Here is a 20,767-nt window from a genome sequence, read left to right as displayed (position 1 = left end):
CGGGTATCCGGTAGAGAGTTGGCGGGTCGGTTGGCGATCGAAGGCTGTCGAGCTAGTCGGCCTCCCGCGGCTCCAGCGGGGCGTCGCGGCGGCGCAGCTTCGCCAGCAGGCTGTTATGGCGGCCAAGCAGTGCCGAGAGCACATAGCAGGCTCCGGCGAGCAGGATAATGCTCGGTCCCGAGGGCAGCTCGAGGTGATAGGAGAGCAGCAGCCCGCCACTGGTGGCGAACACGGCCAGCAGAATGCCCAGGCCGATCAGGCCCTCGAGGCGCTTCGACCAGAAGCGCGCGGTGGTGGCCGGCAGCATCATCAGGCCTACCGCCATCAGGGTGCCCAACGTCTGGAAGCCGGCGGTCAGGTTGAGCACCACCAGGCCGAGGAAAACGCCATGCACCAGGCCGCCGGCCATGCCTTGGCCGCGCAGGAACAGCGGGTCAAGGCACTCGACCACTAGGGCCCGGAAGACGACGGCCAGCACCACCACGATCAGGCTGCTGATGGCGGCGATCAGCACCAGGGCGGTGGAGTCCACGGCGAGGATCGAGCCGAACAGCACATGAGTCAGGTCTACGCTGCTGCCGCCCAGCGACACCAGCATCACCCCGCCGGCCAGCGAGATCAGGAAGAAGCTGGCCATCGCCGAGTCCTCCCGGTGGCCGCTCATGTGCGAGACGCTGCCGGCGAGCCCGGCGACCAGCAGGCCCGAGAGGATGCCGCCGAGGCTCATCGCCGGCAGCGAGAAGCCCGCCAGCAGAAAACCGAGCGCCACCCCGGGCAGGATGGCATGGGCCATGGCATCGCCGATCAGGCTCATGCCGCGCAGCATCAAGAAGACCCCCAGCGCCGGCGCGGCCAGTGACAGCGCCAGGCCGGCGACCAGCGCCCGCTGCATGAAGCCGTAGTCGAAGGGCGCGAGGACGAGGCTATTCAGCAGTTCGAGCATGGGACGCTTCCGTGGAATAAGTCGGCATGAGCGGCATGGCAGCGCGTAGGCCGCTCTGGCGGTGGTCGATGACGGCCTTGGGTGTGCTCCAGCGGGCATGGCCGTCGGCCAGCAGCAGCACCTCGTCGGCGAGCCGGGTCAGCTGGTCCAGGTCGTGGAGCACCACCAGGATGGTGGTGCCCTGGCGGGCCATCTCGCGCAGCACCCCGGTCAGCACCTCGATGGTGTCGATATCGACGTTGGCGAAGGGCTCGTCGAGCAGCAGCAGTTCCGCCTCCTGCATCAGGGTGCGGCCGAACAGGGCGCGCTGGCGCTGACCACCGGACAGCTCGCCCAGCGGGCGGTGCGCCAGGTGCGAGATGCCCAGCCGCGCCATCACCTCACGGGCCTTGCGGTAATGGGGGCCGCAGTAGCCCTTGAGCGCCCCGTGGCTTGGCCAGGTTCCGGTCATCACCAGCTCTTCCACACTCATCGGGAAGGACAGATCCAGTGCCAGCTGCTGGGGAAGCCAGGCGCGGCGCTCCTTGGGCACGGCGCAGTCGATGCGCCCCCGGCTGGGCTTGAGCAGGCCCATGATGCCCTGGATCAGGGTGCTCTTGCCGGCGCCATTGGGGCCGATCAGCGCCGTGATGGCGCCGTCCGGGAACTCGCCCTCGACGTGCTCGAGCACGGTGCGGCCGCCCTGGGCGAGGCTTAGATCATGCAGGGCCAGGCGCGCCATCAGGACCACCACCCCGCGGCCCAGGACACCGCCAGCCACAGCGCCGCGAGCGGGGCGGCGGCCAGCAGCAGGCGCCGTGCCCAGGACAGCGACATCAGCGAGAAATGACAGGGGCCTTCCGGCCGATGGTGGTGGCGGTGTGCCATGGTGCGATCTCTTGAGTGGGGTCTTGGACGAGGGGATCGGGCTTGAGATAGGGCGGAGGTTATAACATAACAAAGTCTCTCGAGGCCAGAGAGACGGCGGGTAAGTGAACGATAGACCCAGAATCTGCTTCGTATGGCAGAACGTCTTGAGAGGGCGTGGCGCTAAAACAGAAGGCGTTAAGGGCTTGGGGCGCCATGGGCCTCCGAAAAAGTATGATGCGCGCCACCTCAGTCAGAGTGAGTGTCTGCTCAGTAATGCGAGTGGTGGCAGGGAAGAAGATCGGATGCTTATATGAGTGGGGTAATCTCAATACGAAAGGGAGTTCGTGGGTGAGTTACTACCGCTATTGGGGCAAGGCCAAGCCAGCAGGCGACGGTGCTCCTTACCATCTGCTGCCATATCACAGCCTCGATGTAGCCGCCGTCGGCTGGCAATTGCTGTCGCCTGAACGGGCGCTGACTCAGCGCATGGCGGCGCAGTTGGATATAGCGCCCGAGGCGCTGCGACGTTTTTTCGTCTTCCTGCTGGGACTTCACGATCTCGGCAAGTTTTCGCGGGCTTTCCAGGGGCTTGCCCAGTCGCAAGAAAACGAAATGGTGCCTGCTTTGCCCCGCTTCGCGTACAGCCAGCGTCACGACCGGCTGGGTGCTCTGCTGTGGCAAGAGTGTTGGATGGAATGGCTGAAGGACGGGGTGCTGAACTGGCCAGGAAGCCCGCCCGGGCGACGCGAGCGTGACCAGCTTTCCAGGACGTTCAGCACCCTGTTGACGCCGATGTTCGGCCACCACGGCAAGCCGGTGGCGGGCAACGGCCTTAACATGCGTGATTTTTTCGGCAGCGATGCGAGTGGTGATGACGTCCAGGCAGCCTCGGCCTTCATCGCCGAGTGGTGCCGGCTCAGCGAGGTGCCATGGTCACAGGTGCAGCTCTTGTCTCCCGCCTGGCATGAGGCCCTCAAACCGCTGAGCTGGCAGCTAGCGGGCTGGGCGGTGCTCTGCGACTGGATCGGCTCCCATCAAGGGCACTTTCCCTACCATGACCGGCCGATGCCCTTGGCCGAATACTGGGCGCTTGCCAAGCGGCGAGCCGGGGAAGCGCTGACGGCTTTCGGGTTCGGCCAACCGCCGGTGCCAGTTGCGTACGCTGGAATGGCGAGCTGGTTCGATGGTCAGCCGGTCGAACCGACGCCGTTGCAGCACCAGGCCGAGCAGGCGGAGCTGCCCTCGGGATCGCAGCTGTTCATCCTTGAGGACATCACCGGCGCCGGCAAGACGGAAGCCGCCTGTATCCTGGCTCAGCGATTGCTGGCGGATGGTCATGCAGAAGGCCTTTATTTCGCGCTGCCCACCATGGCGACCTCTAACGCCATGTATGCGCGTCTCGGTGCGCTGCATCGACGCTTCTACACGCCGGCCTCTGCCCCCTCCTTCGTGCTGGCGCATGGCGCGCGCGAGCTGAACGAGGACTTCGCTAGGGCGCTGGGCCACGAGCAGCCAGTGGACCGCAACTACCAACCCGATGAGTACAGCGCCTCCTACCAATGCAATCACTGGCTCGCCGATTCGCGCAAGAAAGCGCTGCTGGCCGATGTGGGCGTGGGCACCGTCGATCAGGTGCTGATGAGCGTGCTGGCCTTTCGTCATCAGTCGCTGCGGCTCTACGGGCTGGCCCGCAAGGTGTTGATCGTCGACGAGGTGCACGCCTACGACATCTACATGCAGCAGCTGCTGCAGCGCCTGCTGACCTATCACGCTCGCCAGGGGGGCAGCGCCATTCTGCTGACTGCCACGTTGCCGCGGCAGATGCGCCAGTCCCTGGCCGACGCCTGGAGCGCCGGCCTGTCAGTCGAGTCGGCGCCGATGCTCGAGGATGACTTTCCGCTGCTGACCCAGCTATTCCGGGAAGGCTACCAGGAAGTCCCGGTGGCCGCCCGGGCCGAAGTCAGTCGCGAAGTGCAGACCGAGTGGCTGAGCACCGAGGAAGACGCCACCGCCGTGGTTCTCGACGCGGTGGCGAAGGGCCAATGCGTGGCCTGGGTACGCAACACCGTCGACGATGCGATTCGCGCCTTCGAGGCGGTACGCGGGTGCCATCCGGCGCCCGAGCGCTGCCTGCTCTTTCATAGCCGCTTCACCATGGCCGACCGACAGCAGCGGGAAGCCAGGGTGCTCGAGCGCCTGGGCAAGGACTCCACGCCCGAGGCACGTCAGGGGCAGGTGCTGATCAGCACTCAGGTCTTCCAGGAGTCGCTCGACTGCGATGTCGACCTCATGGTCAGCGACCTGGCTCCCATCGACCTGCTGATCCAGCGCGCCGGACGCCTGCAGCGCCACCAGCGTGGGCAGCGTGAAGCCCCTCGGCTACTGGTACTGGCTCCCGAATGGACCGAGGCCCCCGATGCGGACTGGCTGCAGCGTTTCCTGCCCGGTACCCATGCGGTCTATCGCGATACGTCCTTATGCTGGTTGACCCAGCGCGTACTGCGCCAGCTGGGTGGTATCCGCTTGCCGGAGCAGGCCCGGGCGCTGATCGAGGGTGTCTATGGCGCCGATATCGAACAAGTGCCGGCGGAACTGGAGCAGAGCCGCCTCGAGCACAGCAGCAAGCAACGTAAGGATGCTGGCCTCGCCACCTATCACGCCCTGCCGCTGGACGACGGTTATCTCAGCGGCAATCAATGGAGCGAGGAAGTGGAGATCGGCACCCGGCTGATGGATGAGCCGAACGTCAATGTCGTGTTGCTGGCGCCTGCCGGACCGGGCCGATTGCGGCTATGGCATGACGGCGTTCGCCATGCCGCGATGCTCAGCCAGCTGCGGCTGCGGGAGTCGCAGGCGAAGAATCTGGCGGCCCTGCCGGCCGACTATCAGCCCGCCTGGGAAGCGCTCCAGGAACGCGAAAAATCCCTGCGGTTCGTTCAGCCCTGGCTGGTGGAAAACGATGCTGCCTGCCATTACGACACCCGTTATGGAATTTGCTTTGGCCGCGAGGACAGCGCCGATGACTAAACGCCGGACTGTTGCTTTTCCCACCCAACCGATGTTCGAAAGGAGCTCGCCTTGAATCTGTTAAGCGCCCCCTGGCTGCCGTTTCGCCACCGCGACGACAGCATTCTCTACCGTCCGCCGGCAGCCATCGCTGACCCCGAGGTCATCGATCTGGCCTTCCCGCGTGCTGATTTCCAGGGCGCGGCCTATCAATGGCTGATCGGTCTGCTGCAAACGGCCCTGTCCCCGGAAGATGGCATGGACTGGACCGAACGGTTCGAGGCACTCCCCACCGAAGACGAGCTGAAGGATGCCTTCGCTCCCTTTGCCGGCGCCTTCGCACTGGATGGCGATGGGCCGCGCTTCATGCAGGACCTGGACCCGCTGGAGCAAACGGCTCCCTCGACGGTAGCCGCGTTGTTGATCGAGGCACCCGGAGAAAGCACTCGAAAGAAGAACATCGATCACTTCATCAAGCGGGGGATCGCCGACGAGATCTGTCGGGACTGCACGGCCATTGCACTGTTCACCATGCAGATCAGCGCGCCGGCGGGTGGCGCCGGGGTCCGCGTCGGGCTGCGCGGCGGCGGACCACTGACTACCCTGATCCTGCCGGACGATCCCGAGGCCAGCCTGTGGCACAAGCTGTGGCTCAACGTCCTGCCGCCGGCGCGTATCACCGCCGACGGGCAGGCGCATACCGCCCCCAAGGCAGACGACGCCGCCATCTTCCCCTGGATGGGCCCGACACGGGTCAGTGACAAGCCAGGCACGGAAGTGCTGCCCGGCGATGTGCACCCGTTGCATGCCTATTGGGCCATGCCGCGGCGCTTTCGCCTGCTGGTGGAGGACAGCCCCTGTCGCTGTCAGCTCTGTGGTCGTCAGGCCGAGCATCGGATAAGCGAGATTCGTGCCAAGAACTATGGGGCCAACTATGACGGTGCCTGGCGGCACCCGCTGACGCCCTATCGCTGCAACCCCAAGAAGCCCCAGGAGCTGCCGTATTCCCGCAAGCCACAGGATGACGGCCTCGGCTATCGACACTGGGCAGGCTTCGTGCTCGACGATGCCAGCGACAGCGGGGCTCTGCCGGCGGCGGTGGTCGTCGATTACCTGTCCGACAAGGTGCGCATCAACCGGGAGGACCTGCAGTCGGGCATGGCCGTCGAGCGGTTGCTGTTGCCCGTCCGGCTGTGGGCCTTCGGCTATGACATGGACAATATGAAGGCGAGAGGCTGGTACAGCCTCGAGATGCCGCTGGTGGCCGTGCCCGCCGAGCAGCAGGAGCGGCTGCGAGAATGGGTGAAGAACTTCGTAGGGCTGGCCCAGGAAGCGGCCGGCAAGTTGCGTGACCAGGTCAAGATGGCCTGGTTCAAGCGCCCCCAGGATGCCAAGGGCGATCTTGGCTATCTCGACAAGCAGTTCTATGAGGCAACCCAGGCCGATTTCTTCCGCGTCCTGCGCCGCCTCGGCGAGGTACTGCGTGATGGTGGCGTTGAGGCTCTAGTGCCCGCGGAGGCGGCGCGGGACTGGTACCTCGCCCTGCGCCGTCAGGCGTTACGGCTGTTCGACGCCCACGCGCTGTCCGGCCCCATGGAGGACATGGACATGAAGCGCCTGGTGCGTGCGCGACAGTTCCTGCTGTTCTGGTTCCTGGGCGGCGGCAAGGGCCGCAATAGCGTGGCACATTTCGCCGATAGGGGTGGTTTTGACCTGCGCCCCTTGCAGCATCCGGTAGACGACAAGGAGAAGGCCCATGAATGAGGCAGTGGCAGACAGCCGTTTCGACGAGGACACCCCGGCGCTCGCCAAGGAGGCGAAGCGCGCACGCTTGCTGAGTGATGACGAACGTCGGGTGGTGCGCCTATGGTGGCAGCGGCTGACGCTGAGCGACGCCGAGGCTCGGGAGCGCCGGCTGCCGCCGCCATGGCCGCGTGGCGTCAGGGCGGTGCTGCGTCGTTGCGCAACACCGGAAGCCGCCGTGCTCACCGAAGGTTTCCGCAAGCTCTGGCAGATGCTGGATGTGGATGCCGCCGAACCTGCCGATATGCCCGCCTATCGGCGCCGCGACATGCAGGCCTGGGCGAGTGTCGCCACGGTGCTGGCCGAGCTAGGCTCCGAGAAATCCGCCGCGACCCTCGGCCACCGGTTCGGTGAGCAAAAGGCCGAAACCGGCAAGCCGCTGGTCAGCGAGCTGCGCTTCCAGCAGCTGCAGCAAAGCCACACCAGCGACGAATTGACCCGCCGGCTGCGGCGTGGCCTGGCGCTGGTTGGCAAAGAAGGCATCAGCGCGGTCAATCTCGCCGACGACATCCTGCTATGGCACCGGGAACAAGCGAGCGATCTGCCGCGTTCGCGGCGCACCGACGACCGTCTGGCCTTTCGCTGGGCCCACGACTATTTCACTACGCTGGCCACCTATCAGCGCGACGCGAAATGACCACCGACATCACTCATGACACAGGGGTTTTAACCATGAGCCACTTTATCCAGCTGCACCTGCTGACGTCCTACCCGCCGGCCAACCTCAATCGCGATGACCTGGGGCGGCCCAAGACCGCCATCATGGGCGGCGCCAAGCGTCTGCGGGTGTCGTCGCAGAGCCTCAAGCGTACCTGGCGCACCTCGTCGCTGTTCACCGAGGCGCTGAGCGAGTATCGCGGCCAGCGCACCAAGCGCTTGGGCAAGCAGGCCTACGATCGCCTGGTCGAGCGCGGCATGGCCGACAAGCTCGCCGCGCAGTGTGCCGAAAAGATCGCCGGCGTGTTCGGCAAGCTGCGCAAGGCGGGCAAGGGCGAGGCCCACGAGTTCGAGATCGAGCAGCTGGTGCACGTCGGTCCGGAAGAGCTGGCGGCGTTGGACGCCCTGGTCGAGACGCTGGTCGCCGAGAACCGCGTGCCGGAGGAAAACGACCTGAAGCTGCTGCGCCACACGCCGGCCGCCGCCGACATCGCCCTGTTCGGCCGCATGCTGGCGGCGGTGCCGGAGTACAACGTCGAGGCGGCCTGCCAGGTGGCGCATGCCATCACCGTGCACACCGCGGAAGTGGAAGACGACTACTTCACCGCCGTCGACGATCTCAATAATGGCGACGAGGATCGCGGCGCTGCCCACATCGGCGAGGCCGGCTTCGCCGCGGGCCTCTTCTACACCTATATCTGCATCGATCGCCGCCAGCTGGTCGAGAACCTCGACGGCGACAGCGAGCTGGCCGAGCGCGCCATCGCCGCACTGGCCGACGCAGCCACGCGCACCTCGCCCAAGGGCAAGCAGAACAGCTTCGGCTCCCGCGCCTACGCGAGCTATGTGCTCGCCGAGCAGGGCGACCAGCAGCCACGCTCGCTCTCGGCGGCCTTCCTGCGCCCGGTTGCCGGCCAGGATCAGGCGGATGAGGCCGTCGCGCGCCTCGAGGCTCAGGCCAGCGCGTTCGATGGCGCCTACGGCGCCGGCGCCGAGCGGCGCTTCGTCGTCGCCGCGCTGCCCGGCTATGAGACGCCGTCGCTCGCGGGCGAGGTGAGCAAGGGCACCCTGGGTGAGCTGGTCGAATGGCTCAAGGCCGGCCGTTAAGGGGGGCGACATGACGGAATATCTGCTCTTTCGGCTCTATGCGCCGCTCGCCAGCTGGGGCGAGGCTGCGGTGGGCGAGATGCGCCCCACCGCCACCCACCCCGGGCGCGGCGCGATCCTCGGGCTGCTGGGCGCGGCGCTGGGCATCCGACGCGATGATGATGCCGGCCAGCAGGCGTTTGGCGACAGCGTGTGCATCGCCGTCAAGCAGCGCTCGCCCGGGACCCTGTTGCGGGATTATCACACCGCTCAAGTGCCCTCGACCCAGGCCAAGGTGACCTATCGCACCCGGAGTGACGAACTCAACGCGCCGCGCAAGGCCATCAATACGATTCTCTCCAGCCGCGACTATCGCTGCGACGGCCTTTGGACCGTCGCGGTATGGAGCGCTGACGGTACCACGCACTTGCTCGAGGAGCTGCAGGCAGCGCTCGAGCGCCCCCGCTTCGCGCTGTTTCTCGGGCGCAAGGCCTGCCCGCTGGCGGCGCCGCTGGCGCCTCGACGGGTCGAAGCCGCGTGCCTGCGAGACGCCCTGGACTCGAGCTTCCCGCCCTTGGTCGGCCACTCTGAGCGGGCCGAGCGCCTGGCGCTGGGCCTGACCGATGAGGTGATGTATGCCTGGGAAGGCGGCGCCGAACGCCTCGACGGCGAGGCCCACGGCGTGGAATCCAACGATGTCTGGGATCAACCGCTGAACCGTCGCCGCTGGCAGTTCGGGCCGCGCGTCGAGTATCGGCGCTTCGCCCGCGATGCCAACGCCAAGGAGGCGCGCTGATGTATCTCTCACGTGTGAGGGTCGACCTCAACGGGCTGTCCCGCGAAAGCCTGTTCGAGATCATGGGGGGCGGCGCTTATGCGGCCCACCAGCTGCTGTGGCAGCTGTTTCCGGGCCATGACGGCGCGCGCCCCTTCCTGTTCCGCCAGGAGATGGAAGAAGGGGACGCTAGCCAGAACAAGGCTCCCAAGGGACTGCCGCTATTCTATCTGCTCTCCGATCGCGAGCCGGCCGCCTCTCAGGGGCTGCTGGAGGTGCAATGCAAGCCCTTCGCCCCGACGCTAGCCGTCGGCGATCAGCTGGCCTTTCGGCTACGGGCCAACCCCACCGTGGCCAGGCGCGTGGCAGGCGCCAAGCACTCGCCGCGCAGCGACGTACTGATGGCGGCGAAGAAGCCCTTCCCACCCGGGCAGCGAACGAGCACCGAATGCGTGCATGCGATGGATGCCGCCGCACGCGACTGGCTCGAGACCCGCGCCGAGGGCAGTGGCTTTCGTCTGCCGGTGGCCCCAGAGGTGGGGGCCTATCGGCAGCACGCCCTGAACAAGCCCGGGCGGCGCGATGCTATCCAGTTCTCCAGCGTCGACTACGAGGGGCTGCTGGAGGTCACCGACCCAGGGCGGCTGATCGAGACCCTGGCGCAGGGAGTGGGGCGTGCCAAGGCCTTCGGCTGCGGCCTGCTGTTGGTGCGCCGCCCCTGATTCGTCACCCCTGATACATCACCGGCAAGGAGGCCGCGATGGGGTTTATCCCGCTCAAGCCGATCCCCGAGAAGGACCGCATGTCGATGATCTTCGTCGGCATGGGGCAGATCGACGTACGCGATGGCGCCTTCGTCGTCATCGATGAGGTGAATGGCGAACGCATGCATATTCCCGTCGGCTCAGTGGCTTGTTTGCTGCTGGAGCCGGGCACCCGGGTCTCTCACGCTGCTGTCAAGCTGGCGGCTACAGTGGGCACCCTGCTGATCTGGGTGGGTGATGCGGGCGTACGCCTCTATAGCGCGGGTCAGCCCGGTGGCGCGCGTTCCGATAAGCTGCTTTATCAGGCGAAGCTGGCGCTGGATGACTCCCTGCGTTTGAAAGTCGTCCGCAAGATGTTCGAGCTGAGGTTCGGCGAACCACCACCGTCACGGCGTAGTATCGAACAGTTGCGCGGCATGGAAGGCGCTCGGGTGCGCAAGACCTATCAAATGCTGGCCAAACAGTATGGCGTGAAGTGGAAGGGTCGGCGTTATGACCCGACGCAATGGGAATCGTCAGATGTGGCCAATCAATGCCTATCTGCGGCCACGGCCTGCCTGTATGGCATCACCGAGGCCGCGATTCTGGCCGCAGGCTATGCCCCTGCCATCGGTTTTTTGCATACCGGAAAGCCCCAGAGCTTCGTCTATGACATTGCCGATATCGTCAAATTCGAGACCGTAGTGCCCGCCGCCTTTCGCATTGCTGCGCGTCATCCTGCGACCCCCGAGCGCGAGGTGCGCATTGCGTGTCGCGACGCCTTTAAGCAAAGCCGCGTGTTGCAGCGGCTGATCCCCATGATCGAAGACGTATTGGCAGCAGGCGATATCGAGCCACCGCCGCCAGCCCCGGAGGCCATGCTGCCTGCCATTCCCGAGCCCGCCTCCGTGGGCGACCAGGGGCACCGGAGCAAATGAGATGGCCATGTTAGTTGTAGTGACCGAGGCCGTGCCGCCGCGTTTGCGCGGTAGGCTCGCTATCTGGCTGCTGGAAATTCGTGCTGGTGTCTACGTCGGCGATGTCAGCCAACGCATTCGCGAAATGATCTGGGAGCAGGTCGATGCGTTGGCCGAAGACGGTAACGTCGCCATGGCCTGGGCCAGTAACCACGAATCAGGCTTTGAATTTCAGACCTACGGTACCAACCGGCGTGAGCCTATCGATCATGACGGGCTGCGCTTGGTGCGCTTTTTACCCCAAGAAGCCAACTAATTGATTTTATCGGATCTTTAACAAATTGCATTGATCGAATAATGAGCAAAATCGCTGGTGGACTTTCCGCCAGCGATTTTGTTCTTTTTAAACAATCGTCTACGATTAGTCCGATCCCCGCAGGCGCGGGGCTCAACCGTACGAAGGCATCGACCCCGAGCGTGCCCGCCACCGATCCCCGCAGGCGCGGGGCTCAACCGTCCTCCATGGTTCCATCGGGGAGCAGCTCCATCCGATCCCCGCAGGCGCGGGGCTCAACCGGCCTCCTCGGGGGTCGAGGGGTACTCGCGCTGCCGATCCCCGCAGGCGCGGGGCTCAACCGGTGTCGCCGTTCTTCTCGATCACCAGGCTGGTCCGATCCCCGCAGGCGCGGGGCTCAACCGGGCCGCCCGCTCGAGATCGACACCGAGGTGGCCCGATCCCCGCAGGCGCGGGGCTCAACCGATGAGCCACTGCGCGCGCACGCCAAGCTCTTTCCGATCCCCGCAGGCGCGGGGCTCAACCGTTACGGCGAGCGATCAGGCAGATGGTCTCGCCCCGATCCCCGCAGGCGCGGGGCTCAACCGTTTCGCGGGTCGCGCCCGGTCGCCTTCCACTCCCGATCCCCGCAGGCGCGGGGCTCAACCGGCAGCACCAGCGCAGCGAGAGGACAGGCGTCGCCGATCCCCGCAGGCGCGGGGCTCAACCCGATCGCAGGGCGGGATAATGCACTCAACCTCCCCGATCCCCGCAGGCGCGGGGCTCAACCGAGATCATCGCCTGTGCCGACGATCCCTACAGCCCGATCCCCGCAGGCGCGGGGCTCAACCGAGCTGGCTGAACACGACATGCCGGAGGTCTACCCGATCCCCGCAGGCGCGGGGCTCAACCGCACGACCCGGATTGCGAATACCCCGGCCTTGCCCGATCCCCGCAGGCGCGGGGCTCAACCGATCAGCTTGCTGCCGGAGCGCGAGCGAGACGCCCGATCCCCGCAGGCGCGGGGCTCAACCGGCGATCCAGGGCGTCTTCTCCAGCGGGTATGTCCGATCCCCGCAGGCGCGGGGCTCAACCGGTGCCTGAGGCCCACCGATCGTCAGCCTTCAACCGATCCCCGCAGGCGCGGGGCTCAACCGTAGAGCGTATCCGCCAGGGTGAAGCGGGCGGCCCGATCCCCGCAGGCGCGGGGCTCAACCGACCAATTATGCCGACTGGTTCGGACGGCAGCCCCGATCCCCGCAGGCGCGGGGCTCAACCGCTCTCGACGGTCACGCCGGCATAGTCTTTCAGCCGATCCCCGCAGGCGCGGGGCTCAACCGCGTTCGACATAGGTCGCGACCAGCGCCTCGCGCCGATCCCCGCAGGCGCGGGGCTCAACCGTTGGTCAGCACATCCTCCTCATACATGGCGACCCGATCCCCGCAGGCGCGGGGCTCAACCGCCGTCTTCGCCCTCGACGGTGCCGCTGGTGCTCCGATCCCCGCAGGCGCGGGGCTCAACCGGCGATTATCAGCGCCGAGGTCGAGGCGCAGCGCCGATCCCCGCAGGCGCGGGGCTCAACCGGTCGCGGTCTTCATGTTGCCCGGCTGCTTTCCCCGATCCCCGCAGGCGCGGGGCTCAACCGGAGAGCGCCGAGGCCCAGCTGCAGGCCTATGCCCGATCCCCGCAGGCGCGGGGCTCAACCGTTAGAACGTCCATGCCGCCGATGTACTGGCGCCCGATCCCCGCAGGCGCGGGGCTCAACCGCTGGCAGGATGTGAGAACGCTTGTCTGGTTAGCCGATCCCCGCAGGCGCGGGGCTCAACCGGTGGATGAGACCATCCTCAACAAACTGCCGTACCGATCCCCGCAGGCGCGGGGCTCAACCGTCCTGATCGGTGGTGAGCGTGGTCTTGATGCCCCGATCCCCGCAGGCGCGGGGCTCAACCGCGTCTCGTTCTGCTGCTTGATCCGCGACCGACCCGATCCCCGCAGGCGCGGGGCTCAACCGTGCGAGCGGGTGATCAGGATGTCCTCGCCGGCCCGATCCCCGCAGGCGCGGGGCTCAACCGTTGTCGTAGTTGATCTGCGCCTCGCGCAGCGTCCGATCCCCGCAGGCGCGGGGCTCAACCGGTCGCTGAAATCTTCGAGCATGAGGACGAGCTCCGATCCCCGCAGGCGCGGGGCTCAACCGGCCGGGGAAAAGACCTCGATGACCAACGCTCGCCGATCCCCGCAGGCGCGGGGCTCAACCGGCGCCAGTGCCGATCAGGACGCAGTGCTTCAACCGATCCCCGCAGGCGCGGGGCTCAACCGCCCACGGTCTCACCTACAGCCTATCCATAGACCCGATCCCCGCAGGCGCGGGGCTCAACCGGGCTTCGATGCCCCGGAGACGTCCTGTCTGGTCCGATCCCCGCAGGCGCGGGGCTCAACCGCCTCGACGGCACCGTCCGATACCTTGAGGTGCCCGATCCCCGCAGGCGCGGGGCTCAACCGATCATCCGTGACAAGCGCCAGATCCCGAGCCTCCGATCCCCGCAGGCGCGGGGCTCAACCGTCGAGTTGTCGGCGCTGTACTCGATGGCAACCCCGATCCCCGCAGGCGCGGGGCTCAACCGGATCAGCCCGCCGCCATCGGAGACGAACGCTACCGATCCCCGCAGGCGCGGGGCTCAACCGGCCGATACCTCTAGCGGCTATGGAAGCACGACCCGATCCCCGCAGGCGCGGGGCTCAACCGACGTTATCGACATTATCCACATCGGCCTGGCCCGATCCCCGCAGGCGCGGGGCTCAACCGGCCTGACGCAGGGCCTTGAGGCCCGCCACCCGCCGATCCCCGCAGGCGCGGGGCTCAACCGGAGGAGCGGGCCAGGGTCTCGAAGGCCTTGGCCCGATCCCCGCAGGCGCGGGGCTCAACCGCCGAGCTGGCGGGCCTTCAGGATCAGGTCCAGCCGATCCCCGCAGGCGCGGGGCTCAACCGATCGTGGACCTGGCGGCCCGCCGGGAGTTGCGCCGATCCCCGCAGGCGCGGGGCTCAACCGGCAAACGTATCGCCGCCGCATTGAACGACATCCCGATCCCCGCAGGCGCGGGGCTCAACCGTCGTGCAGGGCCAGCTGGTCGGCGTAGTGCTTCCGATCCCCGCAGGCGCGGGGCTCAACCGCAACATGAAACCATTCACCAACCAACATGACACCGATCCCCGCAGGCGCGGGGCTCAACCGGGCGCGCCGTCACGGCTGGCAGAGGCGTAGTGCCGATCCCCGCAGGCGCGGGGCTCAACCGATCTCCAATGCTGAGACGTTGATAATCCACGCCCGATCCCCGCAGGCGCGGGGCTCAACCGAGCGGTTCGGGGGCAGGCACTCGCCGCACCCTCCGATCCCCGCAGGCGCGGGGCTCAACCGATGCTGCTCAGCCTGCCCAGCTACTACAACGTCCGATCCCCGCAGGCGCGGGGCTCAACCGTTAGGACACACCGAAAGCCACGTCTCAAACATCCGATCCCCGCAGGCGCGGGGCTCAACCGCACGACTGAGGCCCGCGAGCGACAGCGAGTAGCCGATCCCCGCAGGCGCGGGGCTCAACCGCGGCCATCGGGTCGGCCATCGCCAGCGTGCTCCCGATCCCCGCAGGCGCGGGGCTCAACCGGCGACCGACAATGGCTGGCTGGTGACCACCGCCCGATCCCCGCAGGCGCGGGGCTCAACCGGGCGGCACCTATCGCGTGTACCGCAAGTTCTACCGATCCCCGCAGGCGCGGGGCTCAACCGGTACACCCCATGCCGCGTATCAGTCCCAGCCGCCGATCCCCGCAGGCGCGGGGCTCAACCGGTAGACGAGACGATCCTCAACAAGCTGCCCTACCGATCCCCGCAGGCGCGGGGCTCAACCGCTGGAATCACGCATCGCTGAGATGGCCGATGTCCGATCCCCGCAGGCGCGGGGCTCAACCGGAGTGGTCGACCCGGTGATGGAGTTTCGTGGTCCGATCCCCGCAGGCGCGGGGCTCAACCGTCGAGCGCAGGCACGGCCCCCATCTCGGATTCCCGATCCCCGCAGGCGCGGGGCTCAACCGATCTTCGAGTAGGCCAGAGCCTCATCGCGCGGCCGATCCCCGCAGGCGCGGGGCTCAACCGCCCGATCACGAAACACCAGAGCCGCATCGTCACCGATCCCCGCAGGCGCGGGGCTCAACCGACATCCCAGCCGGCGGCGCCGGGGGTGGCGCGCCGATCCCCGCAGGCGCGGGGCTCAACCGGAGAAGCCGACCACCACCTACACGATCGTGCCCCGATCCCCGCAGGCGCGGGGCTCAACCGAACGAGGCCAGCGCGTCCGCTCAAGAGGCCACCCGATCCCCGCAGGCGCGGGGCTCAACCGGCGTCAGTGATGAAATGATGGGTTACGTCGGCCCGATCCCCGCAGGCGCGGGGCTCAACCGCGCTGCCACCGCTTCGACACCCTACGCATCGACCGATCCCCGCAGGCGCGGGGCTCAACCGCCCAGCGCCTGCGTTTTAACGCCGATCGCCTGCCGATCCCCGCAGGCGCGGGGCTCAACCGGAGGCCAGGCCAATGCCGAGGACCGAAAAAGCCCGATCCCCGCAGGCGCGGGGCTCAACCGGTGGCCAACGGCGCCACCGACGAGGACATCCGCCGATCCCCGCAGGCGCGGGGCTCAACCGGCGCCTTGCGCGACTACATCCGCAACATCGACCCGATCCCCGCAGGCGCGGGGCTCAACCGCAGTGACTAGACGCCACGGGCCGCCGTGGCGTCCGATCCCCGCAGGCGCGGGGCTCAACCGGAGGCGAGGGCAGCCTCGCGGGTCGGTGGCAGCCGATCCCCGCAGGCGCGGGGCTCAACCGCATCAGGCATGGCGTTGCAAGAGATAATCGATCCGATCCCCGCAGGCGCGGGGCTCAACCGCCGGAGGCTGGCACCAGGGCGCGGACTAGCTGCCGATCCCCGCAGGCGCGGGGCTCAACCGATGATTAGAATCGGCCCAAATTTGGACCCATCCCGATCCCCGCAGGCGCGGGGCTCAACCGGACCAGAACGGCATCGTCTACCAGCGCTGGCACCGATCCCCGCAGGCGCGGGGCTCAACCGTTTTTCATCGTTTCGGCTTCCTGCGTTCGATTCCGATCCCCGCAGGCGCGGGGCTCAACCGTCTAGAAAACTCACCAAAGAAGAAAAAATTTTCCGATCCCCGCAGGCGCGGGGCTCAACCGCGCCACTGATCCCACCACGCAACGCGCAACGGCCGATCCCCGCAGGCGCGGGGCTCAACCGAACCCGACCGCACCGGTCGAAATCATGGGGTCCCGATCCCCGCAGGCGCGGGGCTCAACCAGTAGAGGTCGGTGATAGCGCATTCGCTGGCGCACCGATCCCCGCAGGCGCGGGGCTCAACCGTTGGCGACCCGCTGCAAATGGCCATGTCTGATCCGATCCCCGCAGGCGCGGGGCTCAACCGTCCTTAAGCTCGCCGCCGCCAGTTGACATAAACCGATCCCCGCAGGCGCGGGGCTCAACCGAGATCTACGAATGAGCGAGACCACCGCCGCGACCGATCCCCGCAGGCGCGGGGCTCAACCGCGCAATATCCTGCTGCGCACCTTCCGTCCGCACCGATCCCCGCAGGCGCGGGGCTCAACCGACGCCTCCAGGGCTGCGTCCAGAGCGACCAAACCGATCCCCGCAGGCGAGGGGCTCAACCGTTTGCCCCCTACTTCCGGCCGGTCAAGGATGCCCGATCCCCGCAGGCGCGGGGCTCAACCGGTCTGACGCACATCGGCGACCGTAGGCAGGTCCCGATCCCCGCAGGCGCGGGGCTCAACCGCACTGCGAGTAAACTCTGTGCAGTCAGCGAAGCCGATCCCCGCAGGCGCGGGGCTCAACCGCCGGCAAGCTGCGTCGCAACAACATCGCCGACCCGATCCCCGCAGGCGCGGGGCTCAACCGATGGTGATCTCCTCGATGCCCTCGGGGGGCTCCCGATCCCCGCAGGCGCGGGGCTCAACCGGTTTCGCTGGATACCGTGCCCTCGGCCCAGTCCCGATCCCCGCAGGCGCGGGGCTCAACCGTGAGCCTTCTTGCCCGACTGCTCGACGATATCCCGATCCCCGCAGGCGCGGGGCTCAACCGTTCGTCGACTGGATCCGCAACGATGACCGCCGCCGATCCCCGCAGGCGCGGGGCTCAACCGCCGCTGGGGCGTCTACGCTGACGACTGCAAGACCGATCCCCGCAGGCGCGGGGCTCAACCGCCGCTGGGGCGTCTACGCTGACGACTGCAAGACCGATCCCCGCAGGCGCGGGGCTCAACCGCTTAGTCATCGAACTCGAATCCGCATTTCGGACCGATCCCCGCAGGCGCGGGGCTCAACCGGTCATTGCACGACTCACGGTGGCTGTCATGGACCGATCCCCGCAGGCGCGGGGCTCAACCGTGAAAGGCTTCTGGCGCGACGACGCCAGGGCCCCGATCCCCGCAGGCGCGGGGCTCAACCGGTGGTGGCCCCGGCGGCTAGTTCGGCGCCGAGCCGATCCCCGCAGGCGCGGGGCTCAACCGGTGGTGGCCCCGGCGGCTAGTTCGGCGCCGAGCCGATCCCCGCAGGCGCGGGGCTCAACCGATCGGCCCGAGTTGCGAGCGCACTCCGCTATCCCGATCCCCGCAGGCGCGGGGCTCAACCGCGTCCAGAGGAGATTGCCACATGACACCCGCCCCGATCCCCGCAGGCGCGGGGCTCAACCGATCACCGGGGCACTGAATCCCCTGGGCATGATCCGATCCCCGCAGGCGCGGGGCTCAACCGCCAGCGACCGACGAGGACGGCAAAGCCAAGGTCCGATCCCCGCAGGCGCGGGGCTCAACCGGCCTCGGCCCAGGCCCGCATGTGGGCCAGCTCCCGATCCCCGCAGGCGCGGGGCTCAACCATCCTTAAGCACCCAGTAAGTCCTAGCATTATCGGTTACCAACATTTGGCGCTCACTCCGGCACGGCGTAGAACAGGCAGTCGCTGCGGGCGATCTCGGCGTTGGTGGTGGCCATGAACAGGCGCAGTGGGCGGCGGGGGTAGAGCCTGCCGTTTCGCGCGCAGAGCAGCTCCCCCAGACGGTCGCTGCCTCGGGCGTCGACGGCCTGCAGGTAGCGAAGGCCCCCCTCACCGAGCCAGCCGAGGCAGGTGGTCGGGTCGGTGATACCGCGGTTGCAGGTGTCGATGCGGGCCCAGAGGGTGATATCGGCGCCGGGCTCCGGGCCGCGGGCATAGGCGAGGCTAGCACCGGGGCGCAGTTCGACCCGCAGCGGATGGATCAGCACCTCGAGGCCGGGGGCGGGGGTGAGGGCCGCGAGGTCCGGCCAGTCACCGAGCCGACGATAGACGTCGGCCGCCACCTCGAGGGCGGCCGGGTCCCGGGCGCCACCGCATTCGAGGGTGAAGATCGGGCAGTCGGCGAGGGTCGGGGCGGTCAGTGGCAGCTCCATCAGGCTGCCAAGCCGGAAGTCCGAGACGATCAGTCGGTCGCAGAAGTGGCTCGCCAGGCGCTCGATGGCGGGGTCGCGGGCCAGGGCGACGGCGAAGGCCGGGCCGCTGCCGGAGGTGTTGTGCAGGTCGATCACGCATTCCGGTGCCCAGGCGGCGATGTCCATGGCGATGCGCCGAGCCAGCTCGCCGCTGGCATCACCAAAGGGTGGGCGAAAGCAGCGGTTGAGATCCCGTCCGCCGGGGGCGATGCGATGGGTGAAGATCGGCGGGGCGAGGGCGGCGGCGACATTGGCCACCAGGATCGCCAGGCTGACCCTGGGGCGCGGCGCCTCGCCCAGCCAGCGGTGCAGGGCCAGCACGCCGGAGGGCTCGTTGCCGTGGAGCAGGGTGGTGATCACCCGGCAGCGGCTCGCGTCCTCCCCCGGCAGGTGCAGCCAGGTGGGCCCGCCGAGGGCGTGGCGCAGCCAGGTCGTCGCGTCGCTGTGGGTGATGGTCGAGGCGCCTGCCGCGGCGAGCGTTGGTGCGGTGAGCACGGGCAGGGCGAAGGACGGGGCGAGCGGCATGGCTCAGGCCTCCGTCGACCAGTCGGCCACCGGGCGCTGGGTCGCGGCCTCATGGCGGTAGCGCCCGAGCATGTGCCGGCAGGCCTTGCTTCGGGACAGGCCGCGCGCCTCGAAGGCCGCCAGCATGCCGCGCTGCCAGGTGGCGCCGCTGGTACGTGCCGCCAAGCGCGCCTCGCTCACCGCGAGGAAGGCATCGGCATCCGCGGGGCTGACGCCGCCGGCCATCAGGCCGGCGCGGGCGTGGGGCAGCAGGTCCTCCAGCAGGGTGGCGAGGGGCATCTCCTCGAGCCGGTGATGCTGGCGATGAGGCCACAGCAGCCGCGCCGAAAGGCCCTGCTGGGCAGCGCGGTAGAAGTTGTACTCCGCGTAGTGGAAGGGCAGGGCGCTGAGTCGGGCCTCGATATCATCGCGCAAGCCGAGGGCCAGGCCGAGCAGCAGGGCGCTGTTGGCGGCCATGTCGCGCGGGGTCGGGCCGGCCGGCAGGGCGCGCATCTCGATACGCAAATGGCCGCCGTCGGCGGGGTCATAGACGGCGCGGTTCCAGGGCCAGACGGTGCCCATGTGCAGCCGGAGTTCGCCCAGCGCCGGGGCGGGGTCGCCCGGCCGCCAGGCGCCGGGGGCGGTGTCGCCGAGCACTGGCAGCAGCGGCGGGTGCAGGGCGACCGTCTCGGCGAACAGCTCCCAGGCCCCGCGGCGCACCCAGCCCTGGCCGAAGGCCACCCGCGACGGGCGTCGCCAGGCATCGCTTCCGCGCTGGCGGTCGTCCACCGACTGCTTGAACAGGGCGATGCGGGTCTCGTCCCACAGCCGTTGCTTAAGGAACAGCGGCGAATTGGCAGCCAGTGCCAGCACCAGCGGGGTGATGAGCTGTATGGTGTTGAAGGTGTCGGCGAAGCGCTCGGGTTCCACCCGCAGGTGCAGCTGGAAGGAGGTGTTGGCGCCCTCCAGGGCGACATGGGAGCTTTTCAGCGCCAGTCGGTCCTGGCCGTGGATCTCGATGCTGAAGGCCTCGCCGCGCAGCGCCTTGAGCTGGCGCTCCATGGCCCGGAAGCGACGGCTGTCGGACATCGCATGGGCGCCGAGATCGGCCCGGGTCAGGGTCGGCAGGATGCCGATCGGCACGATATGCCCGCCGTGAGGCGTGGCGGCGCCCTGCAGCCGCGCCAGGGCCGCCACGAGCTGGCGCTCCAGGGCGGCGAAGGGGGCGCCCGCCAGGGGCAGCGGCGTCAGGTTGTACTCGATATTGAAGCGGTTCAGCTCGAGCTGCACCTGAGGGTCCTGCATCTCGTCGATCAGCCGCTGGTTGAGGGGCAGCACGCGACCGTTGTCATCGGCGATATAGGTCTCGAGCTCGGCGCCGAGGCTTGGCGCGCCACGCCCGAAGCTCGGCTGGTCGAGCAGCTCGCGCAGCACCGCGAGGCTCTCGTGGAGGCGAGCGGTGAAGCGTTTCATGTCGGATGCCGTGAACCGCTCCCGATCGATGTTGGTCCCCATGGCCACGCTCCCTGGCGGCATCCCGCGATACCTCCAGTCTAGGCAAGAATGAAGAACTGCCGCTCACGATCGGGCCGGTTGCAGGATTTGGTCGAGGGGCGCGGCCTCCGTTCCCGGTCGAGGCGTCTTTGACAGAGCGTGCCGGGTCGCCTAGA

General features: G+C 68.0%; 13 protein-coding genes and 1 CRISPR repeat array. Of the genes, 8 read left to right on the top strand and 5 right to left on the bottom strand.

Annotated features, from left to right (window positions below):
* Positions 1-52 precede the first annotated feature (52 nt).
* Genes IEJ03_RS14960 through IEJ03_RS14950 form a run of 3 tightly spaced genes read right to left on the bottom strand, consistent with a single transcriptional unit; the run spans position 53 to position 1,810 of the window.
* On the bottom strand, positions 53-943 hold the full coding sequence (locus IEJ03_RS14960) for a metal ABC transporter permease (RefSeq protein ID WP_192035595.1): 891 nt from the start codon (positions 941-943) through the stop codon (positions 53-55).
* Positions 924-1,664, bottom strand: a complete 741-nt coding sequence (locus IEJ03_RS14955) for an ABC transporter ATP-binding protein (RefSeq protein WP_192035594.1) — start codon at positions 1,662-1,664, stop codon at positions 924-926. The genes IEJ03_RS14960 and IEJ03_RS14955 overlap by 20 nt, the downstream gene beginning before the upstream one ends.
* Entirely contained in the window at positions 1,664-1,810 is a 147-nt protein-coding gene (locus IEJ03_RS14950; RefSeq protein WP_192035593.1) for a hypothetical protein, read from the bottom strand. The genes IEJ03_RS14955 and IEJ03_RS14950 overlap by 1 nt, the downstream gene beginning before the upstream one ends.
* Positions 1,811-2,140: 330 nt before the next feature.
* Between IEJ03_RS14950 and cas3 the strand changes: the two genes are divergently transcribed.
* The 8 genes from cas3 to cas2e are packed head-to-tail and all read left to right on the top strand — an operon-like array spanning position 2,141 to position 11,095.
* Positions 2,141-4,819 (top strand): CRISPR-associated helicase Cas3', encoded by a 2,679-nt coding sequence (gene cas3 / locus IEJ03_RS14945; protein ID WP_242457993.1) that lies wholly within the window; start codon positions 2,141-2,143, stop codon positions 4,817-4,819.
* Positions 4,820-4,870: 51 nt separating this feature from the next.
* Positions 4,871-6,562: a type I-E CRISPR-associated protein Cse1/CasA gene (casA, locus tag IEJ03_RS14940; RefSeq protein WP_192035591.1), complete on the top strand. Its 1,692-nt coding sequence runs from the start codon at positions 4,871-4,873 to the stop codon at positions 6,560-6,562.
* Positions 6,555-7,238: a type I-E CRISPR-associated protein Cse2/CasB gene (gene casB, locus IEJ03_RS14935; RefSeq protein ID WP_192035590.1), complete on the top strand. Its 684-nt coding sequence runs from the start codon at positions 6,555-6,557 to the stop codon at positions 7,236-7,238. Before casA ends, casB begins: the two co-directional genes overlap by 8 nt.
* 35 nt (positions 7,239-7,273) lie before the next feature.
* Positions 7,274-8,365 (top strand): type I-E CRISPR-associated protein Cas7/Cse4/CasC, encoded by a 1,092-nt coding sequence (cas7e, locus tag IEJ03_RS14930; RefSeq protein ID WP_192035589.1) that lies wholly within the window; start codon positions 7,274-7,276, stop codon positions 8,363-8,365.
* Between the two features lie 10 nt (positions 8,366-8,375).
* On the top strand, positions 8,376-9,140 hold the full coding sequence (cas5e, locus tag IEJ03_RS14925; RefSeq protein ID WP_192035588.1) for a type I-E CRISPR-associated protein Cas5/CasD: 765 nt from the start codon (positions 8,376-8,378) through the stop codon (positions 9,138-9,140).
* Positions 9,140-9,841, top strand: coding sequence for a type I-E CRISPR-associated protein Cas6/Cse3/CasE (gene cas6e / locus IEJ03_RS14920; RefSeq protein ID WP_192035587.1), 702 nt, complete (start codon positions 9,140-9,142; stop codon positions 9,839-9,841). The genes cas5e and cas6e overlap by 1 nt, the downstream gene beginning before the upstream one ends.
* A gap of 38 nt (positions 9,842-9,879) precedes the next feature.
* Positions 9,880-10,800 carry a type I-E CRISPR-associated endonuclease Cas1e gene (cas1e, locus tag IEJ03_RS14915; protein WP_192035586.1) on the top strand — a complete coding sequence of 307 codons (921 nt, stop codon included), beginning with the start codon at positions 9,880-9,882 and terminating at the stop codon, positions 10,798-10,800.
* A 1-nt stretch (position 10,801) separates the two neighbouring features.
* Positions 10,802-11,095, top strand: a complete 294-nt coding sequence (gene cas2e / locus IEJ03_RS14910; protein ID WP_192035585.1) for a type I-E CRISPR-associated endoribonuclease Cas2e — start codon at positions 10,802-10,804, stop codon at positions 11,093-11,095.
* 110 nt (positions 11,096-11,205) lie between these two features.
* A CRISPR array of direct repeats spans positions 11,206-18,005; the repeat unit is 29 nt; unit sequence CCGATCCCCGCAGGCGCGGGGCTCAACCG.
* Positions 18,006-18,056: 51 nt separating this feature from the next.
* Here cas2e and IEJ03_RS14905 read toward each other — a convergent pair.
* A complete protein-coding gene (locus IEJ03_RS14905) occupies positions 18,057-19,118 on the bottom strand; it encodes a succinylglutamate desuccinylase/aspartoacylase family protein (protein ID WP_192035584.1) in 1,062 nt (353 codons plus the stop codon).
* A gap of 3 nt (positions 19,119-19,121) precedes the next feature.
* On the bottom strand, positions 19,122-20,612 hold the full coding sequence (locus tag IEJ03_RS14900; RefSeq protein WP_192035583.1) for a glutamate--cysteine ligase: 1,491 nt from the start codon (positions 20,610-20,612) through the stop codon (positions 19,122-19,124).
* Between the last annotated feature and the right edge of the window lie 155 nt (positions 20,613-20,767).

The organism is Halomonas sp. YLGW01 (genome assembly GCF_014840935.1).
Taxonomy (GTDB): domain Bacteria; phylum Pseudomonadota; class Gammaproteobacteria; order Pseudomonadales; family Halomonadaceae; genus Onishia.
This window is presented reverse-complemented; position numbering and strand designations above follow the sequence as displayed.